11 protein-coding genes are annotated in these 12,563 nt (G+C 35.9%); 2 read left to right on the top strand and 9 right to left on the bottom strand.

What is annotated here, in order from left to right:
• Positions 1–25: 25 nt before the first annotated feature.
• Positions 26–1,090: a chorismate synthase gene (aroC, locus tag BST91_RS05000; RefSeq protein ID WP_085774691.1), complete on the bottom strand. Its 1,065-nt coding sequence runs from the start codon at positions 1,088–1,090 to the stop codon at positions 26–28.
• A gap of 91 nt (positions 1,091–1,181) precedes the next feature.
• On the opposite strand from aroC, the gene BST91_RS04995 reads away from it, so the two are divergent.
• Together BST91_RS04995 and BST91_RS04990 are read left to right on the top strand one after the other, a co-directional pair.
• Positions 1,182–1,952 carry a tetratricopeptide repeat protein gene (locus BST91_RS04995; protein WP_085774690.1) on the top strand — a complete coding sequence of 257 codons (771 nt, stop codon included), beginning with the start codon at positions 1,182–1,184 and terminating at the stop codon, positions 1,950–1,952.
• Between the two features lies 1 nt (position 1,953).
• Complete coding sequence (locus BST91_RS04990) at positions 1,954–2,736, top strand: chorismate synthase (RefSeq protein ID WP_085774689.1); 783 nt, start codon at positions 1,954–1,956, stop codon at positions 2,734–2,736.
• Here the strand turns inward: BST91_RS04990 and BST91_RS04985 are convergent.
• From BST91_RS04985 to BST91_RS04950, 8 genes are all read right to left on the bottom strand, one after another.
• Positions 2,733–3,488, bottom strand: coding sequence for a patatin-like phospholipase family protein (locus BST91_RS04985; RefSeq protein ID WP_042280139.1), 756 nt, complete (start codon positions 3,486–3,488; stop codon positions 2,733–2,735). The two genes, BST91_RS04990 and BST91_RS04985, sit on opposite strands and share 4 nt — an antisense overlap.
• Before the next feature lie 58 nt (positions 3,489–3,546).
• Positions 3,547–4,089: a DUF805 domain-containing protein gene (locus BST91_RS04980; protein WP_085774688.1), complete on the bottom strand. Its 543-nt coding sequence runs from the start codon at positions 4,087–4,089 to the stop codon at positions 3,547–3,549.
• Between the two features lie 65 nt (positions 4,090–4,154).
• Entirely contained in the window at positions 4,155–5,264 is a 1,110-nt protein-coding gene (locus tag BST91_RS04975; RefSeq protein WP_085774687.1) for an endonuclease/exonuclease/phosphatase family protein, read from the bottom strand.
• 192 nt (positions 5,265–5,456) lie between these two features.
• Positions 5,457–6,428, bottom strand: coding sequence for a DUF3078 domain-containing protein (locus tag BST91_RS04970; RefSeq protein ID WP_085774686.1), 972 nt, complete (start codon positions 6,426–6,428; stop codon positions 5,457–5,459).
• 197 nt (positions 6,429–6,625) lie between these two features.
• A complete protein-coding gene (locus BST91_RS04965; RefSeq protein ID WP_085774685.1) occupies positions 6,626–10,072 on the bottom strand; it encodes a methylmalonyl-CoA mutase family protein in 3,447 nt (1,148 codons plus the stop codon).
• Positions 10,073–10,221: 149 nt separating this feature from the next.
• Positions 10,222–10,836 (bottom strand): nitroreductase family protein, encoded by a 615-nt coding sequence (locus BST91_RS04960; RefSeq protein ID WP_085774684.1) that lies wholly within the window; start codon positions 10,834–10,836, stop codon positions 10,222–10,224.
• 87 nt (positions 10,837–10,923) lie between these two features.
• On the bottom strand, positions 10,924–11,169 hold the full coding sequence (locus BST91_RS04955; RefSeq protein ID WP_060522513.1) for an acyl carrier protein: 246 nt from the start codon (positions 11,167–11,169) through the stop codon (positions 10,924–10,926).
• Positions 11,170–11,178: 9 nt separating this feature from the next.
• Positions 11,179–12,456, bottom strand: coding sequence for a beta-ketoacyl-[acyl-carrier-protein] synthase family protein (locus BST91_RS04950; RefSeq protein ID WP_085774683.1), 1,278 nt, complete (start codon positions 12,454–12,456; stop codon positions 11,179–11,181).
• Positions 12,457–12,563: the final 107 nt, after the last annotated feature.

Genomic DNA, 12,563 nt, shown 5'->3' with positions numbered 1-12,563 from the left:
GACCGCTTTCGCGAAAGCGTAATTACTATAATTTTATTGTTTTTGATCTAAGTAGATGATCTAGAATAGTTATTGCAGCCATAGATTCTACTATGGGAACTGCGCGAGGAACTACACAAGGGTCATGTCTACCTTTACCTTTCATAATCACTTTATTACCTTCATGATCAATAGTTTCTTGATCCTGCATAATGGTGGCAACTGGTTTAAAGGCAACTCTAAAATAAATGTCCATTCCATTTGAAATTCCACCTTGAATTCCACCACTCAAATTGGTCTGGGTTGTGCCATCTTGATTGTAAAGGTCATTATGCTCACTACCTTTCATTTTGGCCCCACAAAAACCGCTACCGTATTCAAATCCTTTAACAGCATTGATTGAAAGCATAGCTTTACCCAAATCGGCATGTAACTTATCAAATACGGGTTCTCCCAATCCTGCTGGAACATTTTGAATTACACAGGTTATCGTGCCGCCTATAGTGTCGCCAGATTTGCGTACTTGCATAATTTTTTCTTGCATGGCCTGTGCAGTAGAAGAATCTGGACAACGCACATCATTTGAGTCGATTTGTGAAAAATCTAACTCCTGATACATTTTGTTTATGAATAAATCTCCTACACTACTAGTGAATGCATTTACCTTAATACCGTTTAGTACTTGTTTTGCAATTGCTCCAGCAACTACTCTACAAGCTGTTTCACGAGCGCTACTGCGACCACCACCGCGATAATCTCTTATACCATATTTATCCTGATAAACTTTGTCGGCATGACTAGGCCTATAGGAGTCTTTGATATGCGAATAATCTTTTGACTTTTGATTTTCATTTACAATTTGAAAGCCTATTGGTGTTCCTGTGGTTTTACCTTCAAAAATACCTGAGTAAAATTGAACTGTGTCACTTTCTTTACGTTGAGTAACTATTTTACTTTGACCAGGTTTACGCCTGTCTAATTCGTATTGAATCGCTTCTAGATTGATTTCAACTCCCGAAGGACATCCGTCAATAACACCACCGATAGCCACACCGTGTGATTCTCCATAGGTGGTGAGTTTAAATATGGTACCTATTGTATTTCCTGCCATGTAAGCAAATATAATGAGTCTGTAATATTAGATTTGGATTGAAAAGCACTTTATTTGCTTATATGCTATTTAAATATGTAGATTAGCCCGTATGAAAAACAAATCAATAATAAGTTTGGCTGTTGCAGCTTTTTTTGTAATTGCCTGTGGATCAATAAAAAATACAACCACTAAAGAAGAAAAAAAAGAATCTAACCAAGTAGAAGAGGTAAAAGATTTAAGATCTTTATTTTCTCAAGGTGATTCTCAAAAGGCCTTAAATATTTTAAATGAAACCATTTCAAAAAGTAAAGATTCTAACCAAGTAGAAGAAGCTCTATACTTAAAAGGATTTTATTTTCATGCTAACGATTACATTACCGCTGCAATCGATGTCTATGACGAACTAGATGAATATGACGCTGACAACTCTTACCTTACTAAAACATCTAGTTTACGCAAACTAATGGATATTAAAGAAAGTATGAGTCAGGTAACTGAAAAGAAGGACTCTTTAGAAACTTTCCTCATGATAAAATCATTTCCTACATTGAAGGAATGTGGTACTTCTAATACTGATAATTTATTGCGTGATTGTTTTAAATCTACAGTAAACGGTATTGTCGTTAACAATTACGACACTAGTATCGGTGAAACATTTACCCTAAGCAATTTTAATAGGATTTACGTTAATTATGAAATTAATGATCAAGGACAGATTTCCAGTATTAAATCGATAACAAGAAACACTTATAATCCTTATTTAACTCTTGAAGCAGAAAGAATGGTGGCGCTACTCAATATCATAAAGCCCGCAATGAATCAGGATGACGAACCCATGAAGATAAAAGTATCTTTACCAATAACTTACAGAACACAATAACATGTCAAAACTTAACTATCTACTAGCCACAACCCTCTTATTCATTATTGCATCATGTTCCAGCGATGATGAATCTCCTAGAACCGATTTTGATTATTTCCCTAGCTCTTTGAATAGCTCTTGGAATTATGATGTTACTACTGATGGTGTAGTTTCTCAAGATGTATTAACTATTTCAAATGAAACGGGTTCCAGCTTTACGTTACAAAGTAATCCAGATCCTGCTAATGGTTTAATGAGTACTATTTTGACTAGTGGTACATTAACCAAAGAATCAGGTAGGTTATTAGGATCTGGAAATTTGAATTTAAGTTTTCAAGGATTGAACGATTTTGATATTTCTATCAACAATGCGCCTCTTTATGATCAAAATGCAGGAGCAAATCAAGAGCTTTTCTCCACAACCGGTATGACAACTCAACCTGTTCAAGGTTATGATTTAAATATCGTTTATACAGCAAGAACAGTCCAGCAAAGTGATGTGACTAGTCTTCAAGTAAATGGTTCTAACTACAGCGATGTATTATACAGTCAATTAATAGTAAATGCTACCATAACTAGCGATGTTCAAGTAGCAGGATTTACCACTACCGTACCAGTAATGAACGCACAAGATGTTATCGTAATTGATAACTATTGGGTTGAAAATGTTGGTCTAATCAAATCGGATGTAGTATTTACATACCAGCTTGAAGATTTTAGTAGTTTAGGTGTAAATCTTCCTATTCCTAGTACGGATCGTATTGAATCAAATCAAGAACTTACAGCTTATACAATTAATTAAGAATACTGTAGTTTCAATACTTTTAGAGCCTCACGATATCCGATTTCAAAAATAGCATCGGCTTGTGAGGCTTGAAATAAATGATAGCTCTCTAATTCTTGCGGTGCTATCACCCATTTGCAATATTTAAACTTTTTTAAAGACCTATCGTGCATTTTTAAATTTACGGCGCGATTAATCACATCGATAGTTCTTTTGAAATCGTTTTTATTCATTTCCTTTAAGGGACATACATATACTCCATACATCTCATCCACCCTATTCTCAAGTGGTTTACAAGGAAAATTATCAATAATTCCTCCATCTGTATATAGGTCATTGTCAATTTCAACTGGTGTAAAAACACCTGGAACCGCCGCACTAGCTAGAACAGAAGAAATTAAATCACCGTCACTGAATACTTTCTTTTGTCCTGTGATCAAGCTTGTAGCTGTTACAAACAACTTACGCTCTAGCTTTTCAAATGAATTATCGGGAAAATACTTAATTAGGTAATTTCTGAACACATCGCTATTGACAAAACCAGCTTTACTACGAGCAAATGTTGAAAACGTAAATAGTTTTATTTCTTTGAACATACTTAATATATCTTCTGGTTCATAACCAGCACAATACATTGCACCTACAATAGCACCAGCACTTGAACCTGAAACCTCATCTGGAAACAGCTCAAATTCCTTCATTGCTTGTAATGCTCCTGCGTGTGCGACACCTCTATGACCACCGCCAGATAGTACTAGACCTTTTTTCATTATCATTTGTTGGTTTGTATATAAAGGATTTCTTCAGTAGCTAGATACTTAAAGTTCATTAAAAATCTTTAAAAGCATCTTTCTCATATGAAGGTTGAGAATAAGATGGATTGTTTTCAGATTTAAAATTAAAAGTGTTATTGCCTATACCTTTAGGATTTGGGCCCCAATTGTTGTGACCAGGTTGAGAGTCTTCCGCTAGGTAAATAATCAAAATAATAGAACCAACGAAAGGTATTAAACTTAAAAAATAGTTCCATCCACTTCTGCCTGTGTCATGTAATCTTCTTACAGTTACGGCTAGCGAAGGAATAAAAACGGTCAACATATATAATGACCACAAAATGAGTATTAAAATGAGACCATCTTCACTTTGATTGACTGCAAAAGGTATTAATAGTAAATACAAACCAAATACTACGAGTATATTGAACAATACTAAAAACCAATATTCCGATCTTCTAGATCTACCTGTAAAAACAGCATATTTGTTGAAAACATCTTTTAAGGAATCTTTGATACCATAGGCATCTGATTCCTTTTTAAAGGGTTCACGATTACGTCTGGATCTGTATTCTGGTTGTGATGGTATTGTTTCCATTTGTCTTGATTAGTTCAACAAATGTACATCATAGAAACGTTTTACTATAAAAATATAGTGGTTAGCTAGTTCATAAGATTTCTCAACTGATTAGGCAGTTCAAGAAAACTACTCATACCATTTTTACTCATTTGATCCTTGCATCTTTGCCAGTCCTGTTTCTCAATGATCTGAACGGGCTGTTCCTCTTTAATTTCAGACTCTAGAGAGACTTTTAAGTATAATGGGTAATGATCACTTCCTACATAAGGTCTGGTTTCCATAGCGACAAACCTAAAGTCATTGCTTACTAGAATATGGTCCAGTGGCCATCTTAATGGAAAATATTCTGCGTGATATGAATTATAAAAACCGCGTCCCTTTTTAGGATCTAATAATTTACCAATACGTTGTGTAAGCTGTGTAGCATCTGACCAAATAACATCATTAAAATCTCCCATAACCACAACTGGCAAATCACTTTCATGAGCCTTTAAAGCCACGAGCATGAGTTCCTTGTCCCTATCAGAAGACATAGGATTGTGTTGTGGCATGGGCGGTGTTGGGTGCACTGCATATAGTTGGATGATTTCCCCTTGTGAAGTTGTAGCCTTAGTTTCAATTGAAGGTATCTCTTTATCCACTAAAAAATTAATCTTTATATCTGATAACGGTAATTTACTATAAAGTAACATACCATAGGTATTATCCTGTGGTTGTTCCACTACAAAAGGATACTTATTCTGTAATTCAATTCTAAAGCTTTTAGCCCACTTTTGATCAGTTTCAAGTGCAAGCACTATATCTGGATTTACATCTTTAATATCCTTAATTACTGCAGATTGATCCTTATTTTTCTGTAGTACATTAACAACGTAAAGCGATATATCATCCTGTTGATTGGATACTTTCTGAGTTTCTAATAATTCTGTAGGATATAAAAATGTATAGGGAATTATTTTGGTCAATTGAAAACCAAAACAAGCTAATAAAATCAAGATATAGGTATAGTCGTTTATGAATTTCGGCTTAAAAACAAAAAAGTATAGAACTATGGCAATGAACGTAAAACTGGTAAGGAGTAGATGAGGAAAATCAAAAATTCTTATCCACCAAAAGTCTGCCGCTACTAAGGGCATTAATGATAAAAGAGCTGCAACAATACCGAGTACTTGAAATAATTTTCTCCAATTCATGTTTTGAAGTTACCGAAGCTTACAGAAATTGGTGGTAATACTTTGTTAATTAGATAATTGTTTAAATTTCTTTACACTTTATTAAAGAAAAAATGAATCTATCTGATACGTGTTACTAGATATAAGTTTCGCTTTCGCGAAAGCGTAATACCTATAGAGTGTACTAGTTTCCTGATAGTAATAAAAAACTAACTAAGCTTGTTTTTCAGGTTTCTCACCTAGAGCATATTTAAATCCTAAACCGATCACCTGACGTACTTGAAAACCTTTAACGGTGTTATCGTCGTAAATCGTTTGAAAGGCAAAATTACCGCTTATATAATCGTTAACCTTCAGAAAAAGATTGAAAGTAAAATCAATATCCACATTCTCAGGTTCGTCCAAGTAATCACTGTATAAGCTTAGAACATTTTCCATATGAATATTTTTTGCTACCTCGAGCTTTGAATAGCCACGAAGAGAAGCACCTACTTCCCATCTCGCAGTCTTATTGGCTTCAACTCCAAAAAAAGGATCATAGCTTTCAACCGCAGCAGGATCATTCAAGTCAACATCTGTAAATCTGGATGATACGGTTATCAATCTTGTCGTAGCCGGTGCTACATTAAGGTTAAGGCTTTTGGACTTTTTCCACAATATACCTAGACCTAGTTGAAAATACGATGGCGAAAAACCACCAGAAATTTCTGTTCTATCTTGAATGGTGCTCACACTGCCATCTGGATTGACCTCTTCTTTATTTGAAAATTCATATCCAGAGATAAGTTGTGTTCTAAAATTGAAAATTGTACTATAATTCCAAAAACTCTTATTTATTTGATTACCCACTATACTGGTAACCTCAAATCTATCGGTTGTCTTGCGTAAAAAACGTTGGTCCTTAACCTGTGAAAGTCCAAATTCTAACAGCGCCCTCGTATCCCAAGACAGCTTATCTTTTTTATACTGTATATCATATGTAAGACTTACATCACCTGAAATATTAGTTACTCCACCACCTTGCCATTCATCATTAAAGGCACTTTGATTAAATATAAAACTCGCTCTACCCCATGATGCCCAATTGGTAGGTTTTGTGACTTCTGTGGAGTCCTTTGGCACTTGTTTTTGAGCAAACGATAAATAAGAACTTGTAAATACTAAAAATAATAAGGAAACTTTCAATGTAATTCTGGCTTATTTTCAAATATATTAAACCTGTATTTAAGCAAAAAACTACATCAAAACATTAAGTTTTCTTTAAGTTTTAGGAGGTTTCTCAAAAGCAATAATTTACGACTACATAATCTGGTTAATCCATGAAAACAAAAAATGCACCTTTTTAACTGGCGCATTTTTATTAGATACAAGTTTGTAATTACTTACATGTTCCTTCTATACTGTCCACCTACTTCAAATAGAGCTTCAGTGATCTGTCCAAGCGAACAAACTTTAGCAGCTTCCATTAAGTGTTCAAAGATGTTTTCATTCTTAACAGCGGCTTCTTGTATGGCAGATAGCTGTTCTTGTTGCGCTTTCGCGAAAGCGGTATGCAAATTATCCTTTGTAGCAATTTGAGCTTGTTTCTCCTCTTCTGTCGCGCGGATAACCTCTGCTGGCAACACCGTAGGACTTCCCTTACTGCTCAAGAAAGTGTTTACACCGATTATTGGAAATTCACCAGTATGCTTTAACATTTCATAGTGCATACTTTCTTCCTGAATCTTGCTACGCTGGTACATGGTTTCCATAGCACCTAGCACGCCACCACGCTCTGTGATGCGATCAAATTCTGTAAGAACGGCTTGCTCTACTAGATCGGTCAGTTCTTCAATTATAAACGAACCTTGAATAGGGTTCTCGTTTTTAGCAAGACCTAACTCTTTATTAATGATTAACTGGATTGCCATCGCACGACGTACGCTTTCTTCTGTAGGTGTTGTTATCGCCTCGTCATATGCATTTGTGTGTAGCGAGTTACAGTTATCGTAAATTGCATAAAGTGCTTGTAAGGTGGTTCTTATATCGTTGAAGTCAATCTCTTGTGCATGTAACGAGCGACCACTAGTTTGGATGTGGTATTTCAACATTTGTGCACGAGCGTTTGCTCCGTATTTGTGTTTTAACGCCTTAGACCAAATCTTCCTTGCTACACGACCTATCACAGAATATTCTGGATCGATACCATTACTAAAGAAGAAACTTAAGTTAGGTCCAAATTTATTAATGTCCATACCACGGCTTAAGTAGTATTCAACATACGTAAATCCATTAGCTAGTGTAAATGCTAGTTGTGTAATTGGATTGGCACCAGCCTCGGCAATGTGATAACCAGAAATAGAAACACTATAGAAATTACGAACTGCTTTTTCAATGAAATATTCTTGAACATCACCCATTAATCTAAGGGCAAACTCAGTAGAGAAAATACAAGTATTTTGAGCTTGATCTTCTTTCAGAATATCTGCTTGTACAGTACCACGTACTTGGTTAAGTGTTTCAACTTTAATTTTGTTATAAACCTCTGGTTCTAATATCTGATCACCAGTAACTCCTAGAAGCATCAAACCTAATCCATCGTTACCTTCTGGCAAATCACCATGGTACTGTGGTCGTTCTAGATCTAGATCATCATAAAGCTCTTTTAATTTAGCCTCTACTCTATCTTCTAGACCATTTTCTTTGATGTATTTCTCACAATTTTGATCTATGGCAGCATTCATAAAAAAGCCTAATAACATAGGTGCTGGACCATTAATAGTCATAGAAACCGAAGTTGCTGCGTGCGATAAATCGAATCCGGAATACAGTTTCTTAGCATCATCTAGACAGCATATGCTTACTCCTGCATTACCAATTTTACCGTAAATATCTGGTCTGTGGCCTGGGTCATTACCATAAAGCGTTACACTATCAAAAGCTGTACTTAATCGCTTAGCTGGCATGCCTAAACTCACATAGTGGAAACGACGGTTTGTACGTTCTGGTCCACCTTCACCAGCAAACATACGAGTAGGGTCTTCTCCTGTTCTTTTAAATGGATACAATCCTGCGGTATATGGAAATTCGCCAGGTACGTTTTCTTGTAAACACCATTGTAAAATATCACCCCAAGCGCTGTATTTAGGTAACGCAACTTTTGGAATTTGTTGGTGTGACAAACTTTCTGTGTGCGTATCAATCTTTATTACCTTATCACGTACCTGAAACTCATAAACAGGTTGTTTATATCGGTTAACTTTTTCACTCCAACCTGTAATAATTTCCCAGTTGTATGGATCCAGGTCTTTAAGAGTTTTATTGAATTGGGCGATTAATAAATCAATAAATTCTTTATCTGAAGAATTAGCTTGATTTAAAATCTCATCTTCGTTTAATCCTTTTTCCGCTAATAGAGAATCAGTTTGATTCTCATTCTTTATATCGAGAACTGTAATAATAGTTTTGAAAACACCAAATAGCTTTTGAGCAGTTTCAGATTGAGCTTTGGCCGTTGCGTCGTACGAGCGATTATTTTCTGCGATTTCACTTAAATAACGTGTTCGTGCTGGTGGAATTACAAATATCTTCTCGCTTTGTGATTTGTTTAATTCACTTTGTGGTTTTAAATCAACACCTGTTTTATTGGTGACTTCTAACATTAAAGCCTCATATAAGGCATTCATACCAGGATCATTGAATTGACTAGCAATAGTACCAAATACTGGTAGCGTTTCAGGATCTGTTTCCCATAAATTGTGATTGCGCTGGTACTGTTTTTTGACATCTCTTAAAGCATCTAAAGCACCTCGCTTGTCAAATTTGTTTATGGCAACGACATCGGCAAAGTCTAACATGTCAATTTTCTCTAATTGTGTAGCCGCACCAAATTCTGGAGTCATCACGTATAAAGACACGTCGCTGTGTTCTAAAATTTCTGTATCACTTTGCCCGATTCCACTAGTTTCTAGAATGATTAGATCATAATTAGAAGCTTTAAGAACATCTACTGCTTCTTGAACGTGTTTTGATAGTGCAAGATTAGACTGTCGCGTTGCTAGTGAACGCATGTAAACACGATCGTTGTTGATTGCATTCATGCGTATGCGATCACCCAACAGCGCTCCACCAGTTTTACGCTTTGATGGGTCAACTGATATTATACCTATATTTTTCTCTGGAAAATCGATTAAAAATCTACGAATTAACTCGTCTACTAATGAGGATTTACCAGCTCCACCTGTTCCTGTTATACCTAAAACAGGTGCTTGACTATCCGTTTTATCTGCATCTGCAAAGTGTTTTTCAAAATCTTCATGCCTATTTTCTGCCAGCGATATCAATCTCGCAATAGTAGGCACGTCGTTTTGCAATAATTCTCCGTTTAATTTCGCTTTCGCGAAAGCGGGAACAGGAACATCGCATCGTTTTACTAGATCATTGATCATTCCTTGTAGTCCCATTTCACGACCATCGTCTGGACTGTAAATACGCTCAATTCCATAATCCATCAATTCCTGAATCTCGCTAGGCAAGATTACTCCACCGCCACCACCAAATATTTTAATATGACCAGCTCCTTTTTCCTTGAGTAGATCATACATGTATTTGAAGTATTCATTGTGACCACCTTGATAGGATGTCATTGCGATGGCATTTGCATCCTCTTGAATTGCTGTGTTTACCACTTCTTCAACACTGCGATCATGACCTAAATGAATTACCTCACAACCGGTTGATTGAATAATACGGCGCATTATATTAATAGCAGCATCATGTCCATCAAATAGACTAGCAGCTGTTACAATTCTTACTTTATTTTTTGGGGTATATGGTGTTTGATCTTGCATGACGCTATTTCTCAATTTTTGTAGTGCAAAATTACGAAATCGTTAGCGTAATACGTATGAGTTTTTGAATTTGATTTTAACCAAAGCTCAAGGCCTGGCTATGATTTAAAAAGAAAAACTCCCGAATTAAATTCGGGAGTTTTCTTTATTTATTGGATATCAGCTCTTTTCACATAATCCCCATTAAAAATAAATTCTTCTTGAGGTTTTCGAGAGCGTTTTCCATGCTCCATTTCTTCTAAATCATCAGGTAGCTTACTAGGATCACCACCGTAATGTCCTATGGCAATTGCAGTTGTAAAATGATACTGTTCTGGGAATTTGAATTCAGATTTTGCTTTTTCGTGATCAAATCCTGCCATCTGGTGAACAGCTATTCCCATTGATTGAGCTTGAATAGCCATAGTTGCTACATATTGTCCAAGATCATAAAGGGCATGAAAATTATTGTTACCATCTGGATTTTTTGTATCCATTACTGCTAAAGCGAGAGCTGGAGCGTCTTGGGCCCATTGCTGATTAAAATCGTCCAAGCAATCAAAAATTCTGTCGTAAGCCTCGCTTCCTTTGATTCCATAAACAATATTCCAGGGTTGCCAATTGTTACAGCTAGCAGCCCAACGACCAGCTTCAAACAAACTATATAAATCTGTTGCAGTTACTGGAGCATCGGAAAAAACTCGTGGACTCCATCGATTTTCTATTATATCGGTAATTGGATGGTCGGTAGGTGTTTCCTTAAGTAATGGTGCTTTATCTTGCATTTTTTATTTTAAAAATACAACTAGCACCTTTTAATCACTAGGCTATTAAGATTGTTTAACTGCAAACGATTGAAAAATTAACGCTTTTTATAATTTGTTCTGTATGACTGTAGTTGCATCCTCAACGCGTTGCATTTGCTGCATGTCGTTTTCATCAAGCATTATATCAAAAGTATCTTCCACATCCAAAACAATATCAACAAGGTGAGCGCTATTGATTCCTAGATCTTGCATGAGGTGGCTTTCTGGTTTAATAGAACTTTCTGTCACATCCTGTGGCAAGTAAACCTTTACAATTTCTAATAATTTTTGATGTATTTCTTGAGTTGTCATTGATCATTTTTAAGGTTTAAAGGTAGATAAAATTGCACATGCATTTACGTCTCCAAATCCAAAACTTGCTTTGGCCAACGAATGAATTTTAGTTTTAATAGGTTTTAATGGAACTTTTTCTTTATCAATCACAGAAACAATTTCCGGATGTAATTGAGAAATATTGATATTAGGATATACCACTTGATGATGAAGTTGCAATGTAGAACCTACAAGCTCTATACTGCCAGATGCTGCCAGGCAATGACCTATTGTGGATTTGAAAGAATTTATGAATGGAAAATCCTTGCCTGACCTATTTAAAGCTGCAGACCAATTTTTCACCTCAAAGCCATCTTTACTAGTAGCTGTAATGTGACCATTAATAACATCGATTTGAGAAGAATCTATTTTTGATTCGATTAAAGCTGTTTTAATACAAGCTTGTACTGCAAGACCATTGGGAGCAGTCATTGAGCCGCCATTAGTTTGTCCACCGCTATTTAAATGTCCTCCTTTTACCTCTGCATAGATTGTTGCCTTTCTAGATAAGGCGCTTTCTAATGTTTCTAATACTAAACAGCCTGCTCCACTACCAGGAACAAAACCGCAGGCATCATGTGATAATGGTCTACTAGCCATCTCAGGCTTGTCATTGTATTTAGTAGGTAAAATACGCATAGCATCAAAGCCGCCCCAAATGTAGGGTCCAGAATCACTACAACTACCGACTAACATGGCACGAGCCTTACCTGACTTTATTCGATTGTATCCCATCAAAAGAGCTTCGGTACCGGTAGAACAAGCACTACTGTTAGTCGTTACCCAATTACCTAAACCTAATTCACCACTTATCCAAGCGCTTACACCACTACTCATAGTTTGGATAACACTAGTGCTACCTAAACGCCTTACGTTGTTGTCATCTATGTGGTGTATTGCCTCTCTAAACTTATCTCCACCACTTTGTCCTGTACCAAAAACAACTCCTATGTCTTCATGATAGGACTTGTTTTTAAAACCGATACCAGAATTCTCAAAGGCTTGTTTAGCACTAATTACACCATACATTAAACCAGTTGCAAGAAGTCCTCTTTGTTGTAGCGCTGTGAAATGTTGGTCAATTATTTCTTGGGTGAGTTGCGGTTTCCCAGCTACTTGACACTTAAATTGTAATTCTTCTAATTCCTTTTGATGTTTTAAGCCAGATGTACCAGTAAGTAAAGCTTTATGAAAGTCATGTATGGTAATAGCATTAGGTGCTACTACACCTAGTCCAGTAATTACTACTCTTCTATCTTTACCCATTAATGTTATTTATTTAAATGTACTACATAAAACAGACATGGTTGTGATAATTATGTAATACAATTCATATTAATTGAAGATATCTTGGAAACCGTTCTAGCTTAGTT

It is taken from the genome of Nonlabens tegetincola, from assembly GCF_002117085.1.
In the GTDB taxonomy this organism is placed as follows: Bacteria; Bacteroidota; Bacteroidia; order Flavobacteriales; family Flavobacteriaceae; genus Nonlabens; species Nonlabens tegetincola.
This window is presented reverse-complemented; position numbering and strand designations above follow the sequence as displayed.